Raw genomic sequence first — 18,481 nt, forward strand, 5'->3', positions numbered from 1 at the left:
CATGCCGTCGAATATACCGGCCACGACGATCCGGATCGACCCGGAGGCCAAAAAGGAGGCCACGGCCATCCTGGACGAGCTCGGCCTGTCCATGTCCACCGCCGTCAACGCGTTCCTCAGGGCGCTCGTCCGGGAGGGCGGGATGCCGTTCGAGATGAGGGTCAAGACGCCGGTGCCCGACGGGAAGACGGCGAGTTAGCCGGCAGGTCGGCATGTCAATCCTGGTCTAACAGAGCCTTAAAAAATCATCCCGCGAGGCTTGTGTCTCACGCAGGATGATGACGTCTTACTTTCTCTTGTCCTGCTCCATCAAATCGGACGGTGAGCGATCGGGCTTGCCGCCGCGGAAAATCTCGCGGCCATGCAGACGATGCTCCAGGTCACGTTCGGCCTTTTCCTCGTCAATCTTGGTCTGGCTCACCACCGGGTCCTCAATCAACGACGACACCGAGTTCACCTGCTTCTGAATGCGCTCGGCGATGGTGTCATCCATACTCACGATGCGCATCTTCCAGTCGATACTCGTGGCGTTGGATGAGCTCTTGGTCCACACGAACGTCAAAATGGCGCTCTGGTGGCCGCGTGCGGGAAACATGCCAAAGAAGGAATCGTGCTGAATGTTGCTATCCTCGTCGATATAGGCGTGAACGTTATACACCACGCGGTCGATCTTGTCGTTGAGCAACGCGTTGGTCGCAAGCGCCGCGGCCTGAATCTGCCCGTTGGACAACAGCTCGAGCTCGTTGGCAGAAGACGTGTCCAACACCGTCACCTCGACCGTGCCCGTGCGTTCATCGGCTTCATCGACGGTGAAGTCGAGCGGGAACTGTGTAAAGCCGTTACCCCATTCAAGTCCACCCTTGAGCGCAGTCGAGACGGTATCGACCGAAACGCTCTCGGACAGGTTGGCGGTGTTCAGACGACGCATCACGCCGTAACCAATCTGCATGCCCACGATCAGCACCAAAATACCGATGACCACGGCCATCGCGGTCTTCGTAATGGTATGGCTCACCTGCGAGCCCGAAGGATCGTCCTCGGACAGCGGGTCGATATGTTTTGCCTGGCTCGCGCGGTCCTCGCTGCGCAGCTGCGCTAGCGCCGCTTTGTCACCGCGCTTGGCCGCAGCCTCCTTCTCACGCATGCGCTCGGTACGCTTTTTGGCGAGCGTGGGATCCAAGACGCCGGATGCATCGATTTCGGAGAATAACTCCGTCACTTCTTCCGGAGTCAAAGGGTTCTTGTCAGCCATAAACTTCCTGTCATATCAATCAGTCGAGCTCGTGCGCACGCGCACCTTCGAACTGCATTCGATAGTAACGGGCATAGGTGCCGCCACGGGCGAGAAGCTCCTCGTGCGTGCCACGCTCCACAACGCGACCATGCTCAACGGTCGCAATCTCATCGGCATGCTTAATGGTCGAAAGACGGTGGGCAATGATAATCGTGGTGCGGCCGCGTGCCAGCTCTTCGAGCGACTCCTGCACCGCCTCCTCGCTCTCGTTATCCAAAGCACTCGTCGCCTCGTCCAAAATCAGGATCTTGGGGTTCTTGAGAAACACACGCGCGATGGCAACGCGCTGCTTCTGCCCGCCCGAAAGACGGCTGCCGCGCTCGCCCACGACCGTGTCATAGCCCTGTGGAAGCGACTCGATAAAGGTATCGATATTGGCGCGACGGGCCGCCTCAGCGATCTCTTCTGCCGTAGCACCCGGCTTGCCGTAGGCGATGTTCTCGCCAATCGTACCGTCAAACAGGTAGACATCCTGCTGCACCAGGCCGATGGCACGGCGCAGGCTATGCTGCGTCACGTCACGCACGTCCTGGCCGTCGATGCTAATGGATCCGGCAGCCACGTCATAAAAGCGCGGCAGCAGCGAACAGGTCGTGGACTTGCCGCCGCCCGAGGGGCCAACCAGCGCGATGGTCTGCCCGGGCTTGATAGACAGGTCCATATGGTCGATAACGGGACGCTCGTCGGCATCGCCCTCGCCCAGCTCAACGTCCTCGTAGTTAAAGCACACGTCGTGATACTCCACGGCGCCGGCAGTCACCTGCAGATCAGTGGCGCCCGGCTTGTCCTGGATATCCGGCGCGGTCGAGAGCACCTCGTCCATACGCTTAAAGCCGGCGATAGCCTTCTGATACGTTTCGGCCGAATTGACGAGCGTCTCAAGCGGCGTGCAGAACAGCGAAATATAGAGTGCAAAGGTCGCCATATCGACCGCCTGCAGCTGTCCCTGGGCGACCAGCCAGCCGCCCAGCAGCACTACGATCACATAGAGCACACCCGAGAGCAGGCCATACGTCGCGGTATAGACGCCCATGGCGTGATACATGTTCTCCTTGGACAAAAGGTAGCGGTCGTTAGAGGCACGGAACTTGGCACGCTCGGTCTCCTCATTGGCAAAACTCTTGACCACGCGCATGCCCGCCAGCGAATCCTGCAGCTGCGCATTGATGCCGCTGATCTTTTTGCGGTTGTCGCTAAAGACCTCGCGCATGCGCATGTTCTGCCAAAACATGACGACCGCAAACGCCGCCGTCACCACGGCCATGGCAAGCGCCAGCACCGGGGCGATGGTAAAGAGGATCACAAACGAGCCGATGATCTCGATGCCGCAGATGATGATCCACTCGGGCACGTGGTGCGCCGCCTCGCAGATATCGAACAGGTCGTTGACCACGCGGCTCATCATGTCGCCCGAGCTGTTGCGGTCGAAGTACGCAAAGCTAAAGCGCTCATACTGGTCGAACAGGTCCTCGCGCATCTTGGACTCCATGCGCGCGCCCATCACGTGACCCCAATAGCTCACAAAGTAGCGGCAGGCACAGCGGACGGCATACATCAGCACCAAGCCCACCGCGATCATGCCGAGCGCCTGCATAATGGCAGCCTGGCCCTGGGTAAACAGTCCACCGGTCAAATTGCGCAGGATAATGGGGAACGCCAGGTCAATGGCGGCAAGCACCAGAGCACAAACAGTATCAGCAACAAAAAGCCCCATCTGGGGCTCGTAATACGAAAGAAACCTCTTAAACATGCAGTCCTCGAAGAGAAATAAATAGCGTGAGAAATCCGGTTGAACCGGTCAGGCTGAAAACAAAGCGTCCCAACAAGCATAACGCCGATGTTCTGGCAGCGTCAGCGAAAACGTCCCTAAGCGAGCAAGGTGCCTTGAAAGAGGAGCGATGCGTACTTCGGTACGCGAGCGACGATTGAAAGGCAGATTGCCGCTTAGGGGCGTTTGCAGCGTCGACTCGTTACGCGGTTTGGTAAAACCGCGTAACCTAGAGCTCGGCCCCACCCAAGCGGTGCGCGATGCTGTCACAGGCAAGCGCGCCTACGACGGTCTTGGCGTCTTCGATCTTGCCGTCGAGCACGGCGTCGATCAGCTCGTGCAGCGGCACCAGGTCCACGTTGACAAACTCGTCATCATCGGGGTTGGGCGCATCAAACTCGAGCTTGGTAGCCAAGTAGATGTGGATGATCTCATCGCAAAAACCGCAGGACGTGACAATCGACGTCAAAAAGCGAATACGACCAGCCCTAAAGCCCGTCTCCTCATGCAGTTCGCGCTTGGCGCAATCGAGCGGGTCCTCGCCTGGATCGAGCTTGCCGGCGGGAATCTCGACCGTCACGCGGTCGATGGCGGTGCGGTACTGACGCACCAGTATGATCTTACCGCTCTCGGTCAGTGCTACAACGGCCGCCGCACCCGGATGGCGAACGATATCGCGGGCGCTGCGGTGACCGTTGGGCAGCTCAACCTCAAGACGGTGGACGTCGAGGATCTTGCCCTTCCAGGCGCACTCCTCCGAAAGAATCTTCTCGTGCAGCTCGGTATCGTGCGGGTCGTCGTCGCCCAGCACCAGCGCCGGCTCGTCAGCGACCTCGCCACCAGGCTCGCCCTCGGCGTGCCCATACATGCGGCTGTCCTCTTCGACGATCTGCGCGTCCACGAGCTCTTCGTTCTTCTCGTCCATCCGTCTCATTCCTCTCGGATTTTAGGCATCCCAGGCGTCGCGGCCGCGCAGCGCGCGCAGGCCGATGTCGTGACGCAGGGTCTTGCCCTCAAAATCAATCTTCTCGCAGGCCTCGTAGGCAAGGTTGCGAGCGTTCTCGAACGTGTCGCCCAGAGCGGTCACGGCAAGCACGCGGCCACCATTGGTCACGAGCTGGCCGTCCACCACGGCAGTGCCCGCGTGGTACACGGTCACGTTCTCCATGGCCTCGGCATCGGCGATACCGGTGATGACTTTGCCCTTCTCATAGCTGCCGGGGTAGCCCGCGCTCGTCAGGACAACAGCCACAGCCCACTCGTCACGCCAATCGAGCTCAATCTGATCGAGCTCGCAGTTGGCACAGGCAAGCATGACCTCGACCAGGTCGTTCTTAAGACGCGGCAGCACGACCTGCGTCTCGGGGTCGCCAAAGCGGGCGTTGAACTCAAGTACCTTGGGGCCGGCGGGGGTGAGCATGAAGCCGCCGTACAGGCAACCGCGGTAGTCGATGCCCTCGGCGGCAAGCTCGGCCACGGTCTGCTCCATGACCTTCACCATGGTGGCGTGCTCCTCGTCGGTCACGATGGGCACCGGGCTGTAGACGCCCATGCCACCGGTGTTGGGGCCCTTGTCGCCCTCGAGTGCACGCTTGTGATCCTGCGAGGTGGCCATGGGGCGCACGGTCTTGCCGTCGGTAAAGGCCAGCAGCGAGCACTCGGGGCCAACCAGCATTTCCTCAATGACAACGGTGTTGCCGGCATCGCCAAAGGTGCCGCCAAAGCACTCGCGCACGGCCTCCTCGGCCTGCTCGAGCTCAGTCGCCACGATAACGCCCTTGCCTGCAGCCAGGCCGTCAGCCTTCACGACCAGCGGGGCGCCCTGCTCGCGCACATAGGCAAGAGCCGAAGCCTCGTCAGTAAACGAGCCGTAGGCGGCCGTCGGAATGCCGGCACGCTCCATGAGCTGCTTGGAGAATAGCTTGGAGCCCTCCATCTGAGCGCCCTCGGCACCCGGGCCAAAGCAGGGAATACCCGCCGCGCGTACGGCGTCGGCCACGCCCGCCACGAGCGGAGCCTCGGGGCCAATTACCACGAGTCCGCATCCGTGGCTCTGTGCAAACGCCGCCACGGCCGCAGGATCGCAATCGTCGAGAACCACGTTCTCGCCGCAGCTCGCGGTGCCGCCGTTACCCGGCGCAATGTAGAGCTTGCCGGCGCGCGGTGATGCTGCGAGCTTAGCTGCCAGAGCATGCTCGCGGCCGCCGCTGCCCAACAACAGGATGTCGATGGTTTGAGTGTCCGCCTTCAAGGGTGCCTCCTCTATGGATGAACGGCCCGCCAACCATGCGGACCCATTACAAAGCAAATATACCCCTCGGCCGCCCGCCTGGGCTGCAAAGGGGTATATCGCAATAACCGGATAGTGCCGATTACTTCCAGAATCGGTTGATGATCTGCTCGCGATCGGCGCCGACGCCAATGAACGTCACGCGGGTGTGTGCCAGATCCTCGATAAATGCCACGTAGTCCTGAGCCTCCTGCGGCAGCTCGTCAAAGCTGCGGCAACCGGTGATATCGCACTTCCAGCCAGGGAGCTCCTCGTAGATGGGCTTGGCGTGCTCAAAACGAACCTGATGCTCAGGCACGCTCGTGTAACGCTCGCCGTCAACGTCGTAGGCAACGCACACCTTGATGGTATCGAAGGCCGAAAGCACGTCGAGCTTGGTCATGGCGATATCGGTGAGGCCGTTGACACGCGAGGCGTAGTTGGCGATGGGGCCATCGAACCAACCGCAGCGACGGCGACGGCCGGTGGTCACGCCGTACTCATAGCCTTCCTCGGTCAGCGTATGGCCGGCCTCGGACTCATAGGAAAGCTCGGTGGGCATGGGGCCCGAACCGACGCGGGTGATATAGGCCTTCATGACGCCCAGCACGCGGTCGACGTTCTTCATGCCCACGCCGGAGCCGGTGATGGCGCCGCCGGCGGTGCAGTTGGAAGACGTCACGTACGGATAGGTGCCGTGGTCGATGTCGAGCAGCGTTGCCTGGGCGCCCTCGAACAGCAGGTCCTTGCCCTCGTCGATCATGTTGTTGAGCAGCAGGCTCGTCTCGGTGATGTAGGGGCGCAGGCGCTCGGCCATGGGCAGGTACTCGTCGCAGATCTGGTCCACGGTGTAGGTGGGCAGATGGTAGATGAGCTCGAGCTCGGGATTCACGCGGGCAAGAGCGGTCTCCAGCTTGTCGCGGAACAGCGCCTCGTCCAGCATGTCCTGCATGCGCAGGCCGATGCGGGCCATCTTGTCCTGGTAGCACGGACCGATGCCGCGCTTGGTGGTACCGATGTTCTTCTTGCCGAGCTTCTGCTCAAAAGCACCATCCAGATCGATGTGGTACGGCATGATGATGTGCGCGTTGCCACTGATCTTGAGGTTCTTGGTGGTGATGCCGTCGGCCTCGAACATGTCAATCTCCTCAAGGACAACCTTGGGGTTGACGACGCAGCCGTTACCGATCACCGACACATGGTCGGAATACATGATGCCGGAGGGCACCTGGTGCAGGCCGTACTTCTTGCCGTTGACGACGATGGTGTGGCCGGCGTTATTACCGCCCGAATAGCGCACGACGGCATCGAAGTCGCCGGCGACCAGGTCGCAGATCTTACCCTTGCCCTCATCGCCCCACTGGGCACCGACCAAAACGGTTGACGGCATGTTTACTCCTTACATTCATGGACTGTCTACGCGCCACGCCGGCACGCAGAAGCACAAAACATTCCCAGTATACCCGTGCAACGGGCGCCTGTCCTACTCCTCGGTATGCGCCCCATCAAGCTCATAGAACTTGGTGGATGCCGGCAGGAACATCAGGTCGACGTCACCGATCGGGCCCGAACGGTTCTTGGCCACGACGATACGCGTAACGCCCTCGTCGGGTCGATCGTCACGCGAGGCCTCGGCCTCATCGGCGGAGCGGTCCAAGAACATAACGATGTCGGCGTCCTGCTCGATGGAGCCCGATTCACGCAGGTCGGACAGCTGCGGGCGCTTGCCGGTACGGGACTCAACCTGACGCGACAGCTGCGACAGTGCAATGAGCGGGATCTTGAGCTCCTTGGCCATGATCTTTAAACCACGCGACATCTCGGAGACCTCGACGGTACGGCTCTCGGAGCGACGCCCCGGCGGAGGACTCACCAGCTGCAGGTAGTCCAGGATGATGATCGCCTTCTCCTTGTTATGGAGCATGCGGCGGCTCTTGGCGCGAATCTCGGTCACTGTGGTGCCGGGCGTATCGTCGATCAGAATATCGAGCTTGGACAAGGTCTGCGTGGCCTCGTTGATGTTGGCCCACTGCTCGGGGCTAATGCGACCCATGCGGAAGTCACTGATCGAGATCATGGCATAGGCGCAAATCAGACGCTGGGCAATTTCCTTGCCCGACATCTCCAGCGAGAAGAAGCCGACCGTATAGCCCGCGGCGGCAGCGTTGAGCGCCAGATTCAGGGCGAACGACGTCTTACCCACGGCAGGACGGGCGCCGATAATGATGAGCTGACCCTCGCGGAAGCCCATGAGCATGCGGTCGAGCGACGGGAAGCCCGTGGGCACGCCCGCGGCCTGGCCACCGGCCTGGCACACTTCCTCGGCCTCGTTATAGGCCTCGACCATAAACTCGGTCAGCGTCTTGTAGCTCGACTTGACCTCGCGTGCCGTGACCTTGAGCAGCTTGCTCTCGGCCAGCTCGACAACCTCTTTGGTGTCGGTGGGGGCGTTATATGCCAGCGCGTTGATCTCGTTGGTGGCGCCGATCAGCTCACGCAGCATCGAATCGCGGCGAACGATGGCGGCATGGTGCTGCCAGTTGACGAGCGACAGGGTCTGGCCCATCAACTCCAAAATGTACGCTTCGCCGCCCACGGCATCGAGCTTGTTGATGCTTCGCAGGTAATCGATCAGCGAGATGGAGTCGATGGGGATGCGGCTGTTGTACATATCGACCATCGCGGTATAGATGGTCTTATGAATGGGCCGGTAGAAGTCATCGGGCTGCAGCTCGACCTGGGCCTCTTCGACCACCTCGGGCGATAGCAGCATAGCGGCCAGTACATTGGCCTCTGCATCTTGGTTTTGGGGAAGACCCAACTTTGAGCCGCGGTCCTCAACCGTCAGCCCGGTCTCCCTATCGTCATATGCCATGAGCATCCTCATTCATATCGCTTGCGAGCATCCATAGTATCAGCCACGGTCCCAAAACGCGCCGCGCGCCGCCAATCATCACCGAACCAAACGGATGAACGGTCCCGTATATAGGACTTCGACGCAACGTTCACCATGACACTCACTCAGCGCAAAAAAAATAAAAGGGCGCCCCGGTTTCCCAGAGCGCCCTTCTTAGAACAAGATTGTTGCGTTGCAGCAAATGCTACTCGGCAGCAGCCTCAGTCTCGACCTCGGCGGTCTCGGCCTCGGCGACCTCAGCGGCCTCCTCGACCTCAGCCTCGGCAGCGAGCTCCTCGGCGGTAACGCCGACGAGAACGACAACTTCGGCCTTGATCTCGCGGTACAGCGAGATGGCAACGGTGTGGGCACCGGCAACCTTGATGGGCTTACCGAGCTCGACGCGCTTGCGGTCGATGTCCATACCGAGCTGAGCCTTGATGGCGTCAGCGATCATAGCGGCGGTAACGGAGCCAAAGAGGATGCCCTCGTCGCCGACCTTGACGTCAACGGTGACCGTCTTGCCCTCGAAGGCAGCCTTGGTCTCGTTGGCGGTAGCCAGACGGACGGCCTCGCGCTTGGCGATGTTGTTGCGACGCTCGTCAAGCTGCTTGAGGTTGCCCTTGGTGGCGGCAACAGCGAGCTTCTTGGGGAACAGGAAGTTCTCAGCGTAACCCTGAGCGACCTCTACGACGTCACCCTCGCCGCCCTTGCCCTTGATCTCATCGAGAAGAATAACCTTCATGATGCGTCTCCCTTCTTAGCCGCGGTCGCGGTTGCCACGAGAGGAAACCACGGGGACGGTGTACGGCAGGAGAGCCATCTCGCGGGCGCGCTTGATGGCGTTGGCGATGTCATGCTGATGCTGCGTGCAAGCGCCAGTGACGCGACGGGGCTTGATCTTGCCACGGTCGGTCATGTACTTACGGAGAAGCTGAGTGTCCTTATAGTCGATGAACTCAGTGTTCTCCTTGCAGAACTGGCAGTACTTACGACGCGGCTGACGTGCAGAAAAATCATTAGCCATGTCAAAATACCTTTCATTTGGCAACTTCGGCGAACCGAAGCCGCCTCTCACTCAAAAATAGGTGAACAACCCTTAGAACGGGATGTCCTCATCGTAGACGTCGACCGCGGGCGACGTAGCCACCGGCGCGGCAGGACGTGCTGCGGGCGCGGGAGCTGCGGGGGCGTAACCGCCCTGGTCGTAGCCACCCTGGCCACCACGGGAGCTCATAAACTCGATCTCATCGACGATGACCTCAAGCTTGCTCCGGCGCTGGCCGTCGCGCTCCCAAGAGCTGTAGCGCAGCTTGCCCTCGATCGCGACCTTGTTTCCCTTTGCCAGGAAACGGCTCACGGCCTCGGCGCGGGTGCCGAACATAGTGCAGTCGACAAAGTTGGGATAGTCCTCCCACTCGCCAGTCTGCGCGTTGCGGCGACGATCGTTCACGGCGACGCCAAAGGACAGAACCTGGGTTCCGCCGGCAGTGGCGCGCAGCTCGGGATCGCGGGTGAGATTACCGGTGATGTTCACTCGATTGATGCTCATAACTCACTACTTCCTCTTGGGGCACAAGCCCAGTCCAAAACGACAGTCTTACTCCTGGTCGTCGCGACGGACGATCATGTGGCGGACCACAGCGTCGGTGATGCGCAGGACGCGATCAAGCTCGGCGATCTGGGTAGGATCTGCGTGGAAGTTGATGAGGGTGTAGTCACCATCGGTGAGGTCGTTGATCTCGTAGGCGAGCTTGCGCTTGCCCCACTCGTCAACGGAGTCGACCTTGCCAGCGCCCTCAGCGATCGTGGTATCGATACGCTTCATAACAGCGAGACGAGTCTCGGGGTCGAGCGACGGGTCAACAAAGAACAGCAGTTCATAAGCCTTCATATTGTCACCTCCTCTGGGCAAATGTGGCTTCAGGTCGTGAAGGTGCGCCTGAAGCAGGAAAAGACTTGGTAATAATATCTTTCAACCTCCTAGGCTGCAAGAATATGCAGCTACAACCTCATGACCTCCACATATGTCCATGCTCGCACCACGTTTCATGCGCATTCCAACCAAATGCCGACCAAGAGCTTGACGGATTTGTGGACAAGATACGGTGCTGCTGGGACAAGCAAAGCCAATCCGCAGGTCAACGGGCACAAGGTTGTGGTCGCAAAATGCATACCAGTGGTCCACAGCACCACCCAAAGATTTTTAAATTCATTGCCAAGTCGCTTATGAATACCCCTTTTGAACAATTGAGTTGATCAACCACGCTGGTCGGAAGCCGTTTTTTGGCACCTCAAACCCCACTGCAACGCCAAGCGCGGCCAAGCGTTTTAAAAAATGCCAACTTTTCTGTTTGCACTTTGCGATTCCTCGTGTATACTGACTTTCGCATTTAACGGAGAGTTGTCCGAGTGGCCGAAGGAGCACGATTGGAAATCGTGTAGGCGTCAAAAGCGTCTCCAGGGTTCAAATCCCTGACTCTCCGCCAGTTAATTCCAAAGCAGGCCTTCGAGCCTGCTTTGTTTTTACCCCACGCGGAGGGGTGGCAGAGTGGTTGAATGCGGCGGTCTCGAAAACCGTTTGGCCTGTATAAGGTCACGAGGGTTCGAATCCCTCCTCCTCCGCCATTTTGGTTGAGAAAGCTCCCAAGAATGGGAGCTTTTTTGTTTTGAGTCCCTAACAAGCAAATACGGCGGAGGGGGAGGGATTCGAACCCGCCAGGGCGCGGAGCGTAAAGAAAACGCGCCAGTGGCGCGTTTTTAGCGCAGCGCGGTCGGCGTAAGCCGACCGGATAAATTTTGAGCGCTGCTCAAAATTTGGACATCCCTCCTATTCAGCCACGCCCCCATCGCTTTCGATTTCACCTTGAATCTCAAACATGTACGTCACCCTCCAAAACCGACATTTTTTGACATCTTTGGAGTGTGATGTACACGTTTGCATATGACGCGCACCGAGCATGAGTCGATTTACTCACATCCGGTATATTTCCCCACTTCAACGGACATAAGAGTTGGGTGTCAGCTCGAAGCGAGAGGTCCCCAATGGATACTCCTGTTCTCATTTCGCATAAAACGGCGTGGCTCGTCCATCATGCACCGCGGAATCTGGTTCAAGCCGTCGCACAACGCGACTACCAGATAGGTGTGCGGGGCCTCTCTACCCAGCAACGCATCGTGCGCATTCGGCAGGCACTTACCGACTGCGGCATTCCGTCCACCATGCTCAAGACTATCGACATCTCCGTAGTATTTGCTTTCGAGCGAATTCGCGCCAACGGTGTCACTTGCCACGTTCTCGGCCAAAACCTACCCTACGACCATATTGTCGAGCTTGCGCCCGGCATCTTTATCACCGACGAAGCCTTCACCTTCGTGCTCGCTGCCGAGTGGATGGACAGGATCGAATACCTCGAGTATGGTTACGAAGTTTGCGGCGACTATCGCATGGGGCTCAATCCCTCTGACCCTTACACTGAGCAACCAGCCACCACCTCCAAGGACGAAATTGTCGAGCTACTCGATCGGCACCCTGGCAAACCCGGCGCCACACGCGCCAGACTCGCGCTCAGACACATCTACGACCACTCAGCCTCGCCCATGGAGACCGCATCGTCCATCGCCCTCTCACTCCCAACAAGCGAAGGCGGCGTTGGTATCCGAGGTATCGAACTCAACAAACCGCTCGAAATCCCTCAGCGTCTCTGGCATTGCACAAAAGCCCGAACGCTCAAAATCGACGCTCTTGTTACTTATCAGCGCAGAGAACTCGGCATCGAATATAAGGGCGGCTTTCACGATGAGACCGAGCGCAAGGGAGCAGATGCGGAACGAGAGGCCGTGCTCGCCCAAATGGGATATCGAATCGTTACGCTCACCTCGGCACAGTTCGCGAATCAGCTTGCCTTTCACCGCGCCATGAACAGCATTCGCGAAGCACTCGGTATGCCCCGCTGCACGGACGCCGAGTACCAGCGAAAGCAGAACGAACTGCGCAAAACACTTATCCGCAACTGGAAGAGTGCGCAGGGCGAAGACACGCCTTCCGAGTAGCGTCATCCCAGCACGCCCCAACCAAAACATGTACATCACCCTCCAAAACCGACATTTTTTGACATCTTTGGAGGCTGATGTACATGTTTGGTACCTACGCCCCCGCCCAGTCCCGACCGTTTACCGAGCAATAGGGTCGCCACGCCCACCAACCATGTACTATGTACGGGCATTGTCTAAACCCACAACCCAAAGGACCCCATCTTGCCCGTCGTCGCCGCTATGACCGTTACCTCACACGCCACGGATGCCATGGTCGCCATCCCGTTTTGGCTCGAAATGTTCGCCGTCGTCGCGGCTTCAATCTCGGGTGTGCTGGTTGCGCGCGAGCACAAGCTCGACCTGGTGGGCGCGGTCGCGCTCGCGGTGGTCTGCGGTCTGGGCGGCGGTCTCTTGCGCGACATGACGCTGCAGGTGGGCAGCGTCTACATCCTCAACCAGCCGATGGCGCTGCCGCTTTCCATTGCCACGGCAGCCATCATCTATATTTTCCCGGCAATCGTCGACAAGCCCGAAAAACTCATTCCCCTGCTCGACATCATCTCGGTTGGCATCTATGCCGCAACCGGCGCGGACAAGGCACTGGTCTACGGCTTTGCGCCGGCGGTGTGCATCATGATGGGCTTTTTCACCGCGGTGGGCGGCGGCATGTTGCGCGACGGCTTTATGGGCGTGGTTCCGGGCATTTTCCAACGTACTAACTTTTATGCCATCGCCGCCATCGCCGGATCGACAAGCTACGTGTGTCTCGTTATGAGCGGCATCATGAGCAATGTCGCCGCGCTGATCGTATGCGTTGTCGTGACCATGGGTCTGCGCTGGCTCTCGCTGCGCTTTGACATCAAAAGCCCCACCGAGGAAGACATCGCACGCTTTTTGCACCGCAAAAAATAGGTGGCGCGGGCCCATCCTTCGAAATGCAACCGAGAGGTTCTTTTAGAGCGCCCGCGCGTTGGGTACCCTGTTAGGTATATGCCGAACACCTAGCAAAAGGATCAACCATGGCTTTCAATCAAACCGCGGCGGCGCCGTCACACAAGATGCGTCGCTGCCTGCTTATGGCATTCGCGCTCATCGCGCTGGCGCTCACTGCACTTCCCACGGCGTCGTTCGCCGGCACAGACACCGCCGGCAACGTACTTGCAACCGAAGCTGACTCGGATCCGTCCAGCGCCGAGGGTGACCTGTACTGGGCCGGCCAAAGCCTTAACCTAGACGATGCCTCCATCGGCCGCGATATTATCGCGGCGGGCGAGAGCCTATCGATTCGCGACTGCACCGTAGGCGGCGCTATTCGCCTGGCGGCGCGCACCATCGATATCTCCAAAACCGCAATCGATGGCAGCGTGACGGTAGCCGGTCAGCATGTCGTGCTCAACACCGGTAGCACCGCCAACTGTTTTTACGCGATGGGCGAGACGGTTGCCCTGCGCGGCTCTACCAAGTCGGCAGCGCTCGCGGGCGACACGGTGACCATCGATGGCACCGTCGAGGGCGATGTCGAGGTTTGGGCCGACAAACTCATCCTAGGCAAGAACGCCCACATCACCGGCACCGTGAACGCGCACGTCTCCGAGGACCCCGAGCGCGCCGCGGGAGCCGAAGTCGGCGCGCTCAAGATCGACCGCACCGAGAACGAAGATACTTCCACCGTTAACGATGTCATCGGCGGTATCGTCGCCGCGGCACTCTCGACCTGCTTTGTCGCCCTGCTACTCGAGCTCGTCTTTCCGCGCGCGACCGCCAGCGCCGCCGGCATGCTCCACCAGCGCCCCACGCCCCTGTGGGTGAGCGGTCTTCTGGGTACGATTGCTATAGCCCCCGCCGTCCTACTGTTGATTATCTCTATCGCTGGCCTGTCGCTTGCCGGAGCCCTCATGTGCGGCGTTATCGGCATCGCATTGGTGTCGAGCGCCTTTGCGGGGTGCGCGATCGCCCGCATGGTCGGACACAGCCAAAACCGCTACGCCATGGCAGCCGTGGGTGGCATCGCCGCAGGCGCCCTCACAGGGCTTCCCCTCGTAGGCGGCTTCATCAGCGGCGTGGCCTTTGTCTTTATGCTCGGCTACATCATCCAGATCATCTGGCGCAACGCCCGCCTCAAGCCGCAGCAGCCGACTAACACGCCGGGACTCCCCACCGCTTAGCAGCTAACCGCCACAAAGATGCCGAGCACCTTTGTGGCGGCGCAAACGAACCTGCCCCGTGCACCAAAAAGGGCGCCGACCATTGCGGTCGGCGCCCTTTCTTGTTAGTCGCTATAAAGCTCAGCGCTTATTTGTTGACCTGACCGGCGCGGACGGCGGCCTTCTTGCGGTCGGTGGCATTGAGCAGACGCTTGCGCAGGCGGATGTTCTTGGGAGTGATCTCCACCAGCTCGTCGTCGGCGATGTACTCCAGCGCCTCCTCCAGCGAGAAGGTGCGGGGCGGCACCAGCTGGACGGAGATATCGGAGGTCGAGGAGCGCTGGTTGCCCAGGTTCTTGGTACGGGCGATGTTGACGACCATGTCGCCGGCCTTGCTGCGCTCGCCCACGATCATGCCCTCGTAGCACTCGGTGCCCGGCTCAACGAACAGCTGGCCGCGCTCCTGCAGCGTACCCAGAGCGTAGGCAACGGCCTTCTCGGTAGTCATGGAGATCATGGCGCCGTTCTGGCGGTTGCCGATCTCGCCGGCATAGGGGCCGTACTCCAGGAAGGTGTGGTAGAACACGCCCTCGCCGTGAGTGACGTTCATGATGCGGTTCTTAAGGCCCATGATGCCGCGGGTCGGGATCTTAAACTCGAGGTGCGTCACGATGCCCGAGGTATCCATACTCGTCATGATGCCGCCGGAGGTGCCGAAGACCTCAACGACCTTGCCCGAGTACTCGTCCGGGCACTCGACGACGGCCTGCTCGACGGGCTCCATCTTGTTGCCGTTCTCGTCCTTCTTAAACAGAACGCGGGGACGACCGACCTGGAACTCAAAGCCCTCGCGGCGCATGGACTCCATCAGAACGGACAGGTGCAGAATGCCGCGGCCCGAGACCTCGACGCCGCTCTTGTCCTCGAGCTCCTCGATCTTCATGGTCACGTTGTTCTCGGCCTCGTTGAACAGACGCTCCTTGAGCTGACGGGCGCCCACGATATCGCCGTCGCGGCCGACGAGCGGGGAGGTCGAGGCCTCAAAGACAATGGACAGGGTCGGCGGGTCGATCTCGATAGGCTCGAGCTCGACGGGGTTCTCGGGGTCGGTGTAGACATCGCCGATATCGGTGCGGTCGATGCCCACGACGGCGGCGATGTCGCCGGCGCCGACTTCCTGGCACTCGGTACGGCCCAGGTAGTCGAAGGTAAAGAGCTGCTTGACGGTAGCGGTGGCGCTGGAACCGTCGTTCTTGACGACCAGGATCTGGTCGCCCTGGTGGATGGCGCCGGAGTACACGCGACCGATGCCGATGCGGCCAACGAAGTTGGAGTGATCGATGGTCACGCACTGCATGGCCAGCGGGGCGTTCTCGTCAACCTCGGGTGCAGGCATGTCGTCGATGATCATATCGAGCAGCGGATACATGTCCATGTTTCCGTCGTTGGGGTCAAGGCGGGCAAAGCCATTCATGGCACTAGCGTAGACCACGTGCTCCATGACAAACTCAAGCTGGTCGTCGGTGGCGCCCAGGTCGGCCATCAGGTCCAGGCAGTCGTTGTAAGCCTTCTCGGGGTTGGCGCCCGGACGATCGATCTTGTTGATGACGATCATGATCTTGAGGCCGGTGTCGATGGCATGACGCAGCACGAAGCGGGTCTGGGGCATGGGGCCCTCAAAAGCGTCGACCAGCAGCAGGGCGCCGTCGGCCATACGCAGCACGCGCTCGACCTCGCCGCCAAAGTCGGCGTGACCCGGGGTGTCGATAACGTTGATCTTGACGTCCTTGTACTCGATAGAGATGTTCTTGGCGAGAATCGTAATGCCACGCTCGCGCTCCTGGTCGTTAGAATCCAGGACGCGGTCCTCGACCTGCTGGTTGGCACGGAAGGCGTCCGTGGCACGCAGGAGCTTGTCGACCATCGTCGTCTTGCCGTGGTCGACGTGAGCGATGATAGCGATGTTCCTCAGATTGTCTACGCGCATGTAGTTCCCCTATCTTCTATCTATATACAACCGGCACGCGTATGCGACCCGCCCAGCAACACAACGCTCAGCGGGAATATTGAGCCTTTTACCGAAAACTCGTTTATTTTAGCGATTTTAGATTAGAGGGGTTTCCTCACCTGCAGGTTCAGGGTCGCTCCACATAAAACCATCGCCGGCGCCCACACCCTCGTACAGTACGTATGCCGAAAAGCCGCTCTCGAGCGTCGTCTCAAAGAAACTCACGAGCAGGGCGTCATGGTAGCCGCCGTCAATTTCGACACACCCGGTGTAACCGATGGCATAGCGGGCGATGCGGCCCAGGCCCTCGTCCTTAAGGCCCATCTTGTGCTCGGAGATAAAGTTGGTGGCAGCCTCGAGGCATGCCTCCTCGCCGTCCTCGTCGAGTGCCGCCAGATAGCGGTTGGACGCAGCGTCCTCGATCGCAACGACAACGCCGGGGTTCTCACCAGCGGCGAGATCGTCCAAAAAGGCCCCGATGAGGTCGCACACCATGGCGTCGAGCTCGGCGGAGACGTTTCCGGCGTCCTGCATATCCTGTGCCATTTTTAGACCTTCCCATCGAGTCCGGCGTCGTTACATCTCTTGTGCCTCGGCAGCGATCTTGGCGGCGGCGTCGCGGGCGCGCATCATATCGGCCGCGCGCTTATCGAGTACCTTGATCTGGTTGGTCAGCATCACGGCATCGACCACGCCCCAGATGACCAAGCCCGTCGAAATCGAAAACCCAAGCGCACCAACTGTACCACGAAGGCGCGATGAGATTGCCGCGACAAGTGCGGAGACGGCAACCATCTTGATAAAGGAGGCACGGCGTTCGCGAAGCGTGCGGGCCTGCGTCACATAGGCGATGCGTGCGGCCTCGGATGCCTCCGAGCGCATCTGGGCCTCGCGGGCAATGGCGGCGGCCTCGGCCGAGACGCCACGCTCCATCAGTGCACACTCCGTCTCATGGCTACCCGTCATTTAAAAATCATCGGGCGAGAGCGTATGGACGAACTCGTCGAACTTCTCAAATTCCTGCTCGTCATCGATTTCCTCGGCAACCGGAGATACGGTCCCCAGGCGGTTCATGATGTCATCCTCCACAAACATGGGAGCATTGCTGCGCACGGCGAGAGCGATGGCGTCGCTCGGGCGCGCATCGATCCTATGCTCGCTACCGTCGGCCAGAACGACGACTGTCGCGTAGAACACGGGAGGCTCGGCGCGGACGATCTCGATACGCTCGAGTTTTGCATCCAGGGCATCGAGCGTGTCGAGCAACAGGTCATGGGCAATCGGGCGCTCGGCACGACCGCTGTCGATACCGCGGCTAATGGCCGCAGCCTCAAACGAACCAGTTTGGATAGAAAGGGAGCGCAGCGGCGCAGGGGAGTCCGATTTGCTGCAGCGCTCGCGAAGTACGATAAGCGATGGCACGGGACCGGCGGCCATGACGATAGTCTCTATGTCGACACGAACCATGGAACACCTCCGGTACGTAGCGGTTAATACGCGGCAGCCCGCCGCATTGAATAGCTATACTACCCAAACTTTCGCACGGCACACAAAATCAAAGTAGTTAATTTGGGACGGGGCTTTTTGACTACCTTCAGTAGGCAAGAAAAAAGCCCCGAGGCAATACCTCGAGGCTCTTCACAGTTTTGATGGTGGACCTGACAAGATTCGAACTTGTGACCTCCCGGTTATCAGCCGGACGCTCTAACCAACTGAGCTACAGGTCCATCATGGTGGAGGTTAGGGGGATCGAACCCCTGACCTCAGGCTTGCAAAGCCCGCGCTCTCCCAGCTGAGCTAAACCCCCACGGAGACAGTAATAAACACCCCAGCGGCGACTCGGCTCTCGCTGGGGTGTTTATTGCGAAAGAAAGTGGTGGACCTGACAAGATTCGAACTTGTGACCTCCCGGTTATCAGCCGGACGCTCTAACCAACTGAGCTACAGGTCCATCGCGCAAGGGATATATTAGACGAGTCGTTACGCGCGCGTCAACAACTTTTTTTGAAAATCTTTGGGGGTGTCGGCCCCGGCCGCCCGGCGGCATGCGAAGTCGCCTGCTCGGGC

At 59.8% G+C, this 18,481-nt stretch carries 18 protein-coding genes and 5 tRNA genes; 6 read left to right on the plus strand and 17 right to left on the minus strand.

The annotated features are described in order from the left end of the window. The first annotated feature begins 1 nt into the window (after window position 1). Window positions 2–199: a type II toxin-antitoxin system RelB/DinJ family antitoxin gene (locus OIL77_04600; protein HJI44699.1), complete on the plus strand. Its 198-nt coding sequence runs from the start codon at window positions 2–4 to the stop codon at window positions 197–199. Window positions 200–286: 87 nt separating this feature from the next. Here OIL77_04600 and OIL77_04605 read toward each other — a convergent pair whose 3' ends face one another. The 10 genes from OIL77_04605 to rpsF form a co-directional block, all read right to left on the minus strand. Next, window positions 287–1,252, minus strand: coding sequence for a hypothetical protein (locus OIL77_04605; GenBank protein ID HJI44700.1), 966 nt, complete (start codon window positions 1,250–1,252; stop codon window positions 287–289). A 19-nt stretch (window positions 1,253–1,271) separates the two neighbouring features. Then, window positions 1,272–3,044: an ABC transporter ATP-binding protein/permease gene (locus OIL77_04610; GenBank protein HJI44701.1), complete on the minus strand. Its 1,773-nt coding sequence runs from the start codon at window positions 3,042–3,044 to the stop codon at window positions 1,272–1,274. A 247-nt stretch (window positions 3,045–3,291) separates the two neighbouring features. Further along, window positions 3,292–3,987: an NUDIX hydrolase gene (locus tag OIL77_04615; protein HJI44702.1), complete on the minus strand. Its 696-nt coding sequence runs from the start codon at window positions 3,985–3,987 to the stop codon at window positions 3,292–3,294. Window positions 3,988–4,008: 21 nt separating this feature from the next. After that, entirely contained in the window at window positions 4,009–5,313 is a 1,305-nt protein-coding gene (gene purD / locus OIL77_04620) for a phosphoribosylamine--glycine ligase (protein HJI44703.1), read from the minus strand. A gap of 121 nt (window positions 5,314–5,434) precedes the next feature. Then, window positions 5,435–6,721 (minus strand): adenylosuccinate synthase, encoded by a 1,287-nt coding sequence (locus tag OIL77_04625; protein HJI44704.1) that lies wholly within the window; start codon window positions 6,719–6,721, stop codon window positions 5,435–5,437. 93 nt (window positions 6,722–6,814) lie between these two features. After that, a complete protein-coding gene (dnaB, locus tag OIL77_04630; protein HJI44705.1) occupies window positions 6,815–8,212 on the minus strand; it encodes a replicative DNA helicase in 1,398 nt (465 codons plus the stop codon). Between the two features lie 220 nt (window positions 8,213–8,432). Continuing rightward, the gene (gene rplI, locus OIL77_04635; protein HJI44706.1) at window positions 8,433–8,972 is read right to left on the minus strand and encodes a 50S ribosomal protein L9; all 540 of its coding nucleotides are present in this window, start codon (window positions 8,970–8,972) and stop codon (window positions 8,433–8,435) included. A gap of 15 nt (window positions 8,973–8,987) precedes the next feature. Next, entirely contained in the window at window positions 8,988–9,254 is a 267-nt protein-coding gene (gene rpsR, locus OIL77_04640; protein ID HJI44707.1) for a 30S ribosomal protein S18, read from the minus strand. A gap of 72 nt (window positions 9,255–9,326) precedes the next feature. Next, window positions 9,327–9,779 carry a single-stranded DNA-binding protein gene (gene ssb / locus OIL77_04645; GenBank protein ID HJI44708.1) on the minus strand — a complete coding sequence of 151 codons (453 nt, stop codon included), beginning with the start codon at window positions 9,777–9,779 and terminating at the stop codon, window positions 9,327–9,329. A 48-nt stretch (window positions 9,780–9,827) separates the two neighbouring features. Next, complete coding sequence (rpsF, locus tag OIL77_04650; protein HJI44709.1) at window positions 9,828–10,121, minus strand: 30S ribosomal protein S6; 294 nt, start codon at window positions 10,119–10,121, stop codon at window positions 9,828–9,830. Between the two features lie 504 nt (window positions 10,122–10,625). Here rpsF and OIL77_04655 point away from each other — a divergent pair. The 5 genes from OIL77_04655 (at window position 10,626) to OIL77_04675 (ending at window position 14,427) form a co-directional block, all read left to right on the plus strand. After that, window positions 10,626–10,716: transfer RNA gene (locus OIL77_04655), tRNA-Ser, on the plus strand. 48 nt (window positions 10,717–10,764) lie between these two features. Beyond that, window positions 10,765–10,855, plus strand: a tRNA-Ser gene (locus tag OIL77_04660). A 417-nt stretch (window positions 10,856–11,272) separates the two neighbouring features. Continuing rightward, window positions 11,273–12,280: an endonuclease domain-containing protein gene (locus OIL77_04665; GenBank protein HJI44710.1), complete on the plus strand. Its 1,008-nt coding sequence runs from the start codon at window positions 11,273–11,275 to the stop codon at window positions 12,278–12,280. Window positions 12,281–12,502: 222 nt separating this feature from the next. Continuing rightward, window positions 12,503–13,174 (plus strand): TRIC cation channel family protein, encoded by a 672-nt coding sequence (locus OIL77_04670; GenBank protein HJI44711.1) that lies wholly within the window; start codon window positions 12,503–12,505, stop codon window positions 13,172–13,174. Between the two features lie 107 nt (window positions 13,175–13,281). Further along, window positions 13,282–14,427, plus strand: coding sequence for a polymer-forming cytoskeletal protein (locus tag OIL77_04675; GenBank protein ID HJI44712.1), 1,146 nt, complete (start codon window positions 13,282–13,284; stop codon window positions 14,425–14,427). A gap of 127 nt (window positions 14,428–14,554) precedes the next feature. On the opposite strand, the gene typA is transcribed toward OIL77_04675, so the two are convergent. From typA to OIL77_04710, 7 genes are all read right to left on the minus strand, one after another. Further along, window positions 14,555–16,393: a translational GTPase TypA gene (gene typA / locus OIL77_04680; GenBank protein HJI44713.1), complete on the minus strand. Its 1,839-nt coding sequence runs from the start codon at window positions 16,391–16,393 to the stop codon at window positions 14,555–14,557. Between the two features lie 117 nt (window positions 16,394–16,510). Further along, window positions 16,511–16,960 carry a hypothetical protein gene (locus tag OIL77_04685; protein HJI44714.1) on the minus strand — a complete coding sequence of 150 codons (450 nt, stop codon included), beginning with the start codon at window positions 16,958–16,960 and terminating at the stop codon, window positions 16,511–16,513. Between the two features lie 30 nt (window positions 16,961–16,990). Then, complete coding sequence (locus OIL77_04690) at window positions 16,991–17,380, minus strand: hypothetical protein (protein HJI44715.1); 390 nt, start codon at window positions 17,378–17,380, stop codon at window positions 16,991–16,993. After that, window positions 17,381–17,881, minus strand: a complete 501-nt coding sequence (locus OIL77_04695) for a bifunctional nuclease family protein (protein HJI44716.1) — start codon at window positions 17,879–17,881, stop codon at window positions 17,381–17,383. It lies immediately after the preceding gene. Window positions 17,882–18,064: 183 nt separating this feature from the next. Further along, window positions 18,065–18,141, minus strand: a tRNA-Ile gene (locus OIL77_04700). A gap of 4 nt (window positions 18,142–18,145) precedes the next feature. Beyond that, window positions 18,146–18,221 (minus strand) — tRNA-Ala (locus OIL77_04705). A gap of 67 nt (window positions 18,222–18,288) precedes the next feature. Next, a tRNA-Ile gene (locus tag OIL77_04710) sits at window positions 18,289–18,365 on the minus strand. Window positions 18,366–18,481 lie beyond the last annotated feature (116 nt).

The organism is Coriobacteriaceae bacterium (genome assembly GCA_025993015.1).
Classification (GTDB): domain Bacteria; phylum Actinomycetota; class Coriobacteriia; order Coriobacteriales; family Coriobacteriaceae; genus Collinsella.

Excerpts from the sequence above, each read along its gene's own strand:
- OIL77_04600 (HJI44699.1), top strand. The coding sequence starts at position 2 with ATGCCGTCGAATATACCGGCCACGACGATCCGGATCGACCCGGAGGCC.
- dnaB (HJI44705.1), bottom strand. The coding sequence starts at position 8,212 with ATGCTCATGGCATATGACGATAGGGAGACCGGGCTGACGGTTGAGGAC.
- rpsR (HJI44707.1), bottom strand. The coding sequence starts at position 9,254 with ATGGCTAATGATTTTTCTGCACGTCAGCCGCGTCGTAAGTACTGCCAG.
- OIL77_04690 (HJI44715.1), bottom strand. The coding sequence starts at position 17,380 with ATGACGGGTAGCCATGAGACGGAGTGTGCACTGATGGAGCGTGGCGTC.
- OIL77_04670 (HJI44711.1), top strand. The coding sequence starts at position 12,503 with ATGACCGTTACCTCACACGCCACGGATGCCATGGTCGCCATCCCGTTT.
- OIL77_04625 (HJI44704.1), bottom strand. The coding sequence starts at position 6,721 with ATGCCGTCAACCGTTTTGGTCGGTGCCCAGTGGGGCGATGAGGGCAAG.
- OIL77_04605 (HJI44700.1), bottom strand. The coding sequence starts at position 1,252 with ATGGCTGACAAGAACCCTTTGACTCCGGAAGAAGTGACGGAGTTATTC.
- ssb (HJI44708.1), bottom strand. The coding sequence starts at position 9,779 with ATGAGCATCAATCGAGTGAACATCACCGGTAATCTCACCCGCGATCCC.
- OIL77_04665 (HJI44710.1), top strand. The coding sequence starts at position 11,273 with ATGGATACTCCTGTTCTCATTTCGCATAAAACGGCGTGGCTCGTCCAT.
- typA (HJI44713.1), bottom strand. The coding sequence starts at position 16,393 with ATGCGCGTAGACAATCTGAGGAACATCGCTATCATCGCTCACGTCGAC.
- OIL77_04610 (HJI44701.1), bottom strand. The coding sequence starts at position 3,044 with ATGTTTAAGAGGTTTCTTTCGTATTACGAGCCCCAGATGGGGCTTTTT.
- OIL77_04615 (HJI44702.1), bottom strand. The coding sequence starts at position 3,987 with ATGGACGAGAAGAACGAAGAGCTCGTGGACGCGCAGATCGTCGAAGAG.
- rpsF (HJI44709.1), bottom strand. The coding sequence starts at position 10,121 with ATGAAGGCTTATGAACTGCTGTTCTTTGTTGACCCGTCGCTCGACCCC.
- rplI (HJI44706.1), bottom strand. The coding sequence starts at position 8,972 with ATGAAGGTTATTCTTCTCGATGAGATCAAGGGCAAGGGCGGCGAGGGT.
- OIL77_04695 (HJI44716.1), bottom strand. The coding sequence starts at position 17,881 with ATGGTTCGTGTCGACATAGAGACTATCGTCATGGCCGCCGGTCCCGTG.
- OIL77_04685 (HJI44714.1), bottom strand. The coding sequence starts at position 16,960 with ATGGCACAGGATATGCAGGACGCCGGAAACGTCTCCGCCGAGCTCGAC.
- OIL77_04675 (HJI44712.1), top strand. The coding sequence starts at position 13,282 with ATGGCTTTCAATCAAACCGCGGCGGCGCCGTCACACAAGATGCGTCGC.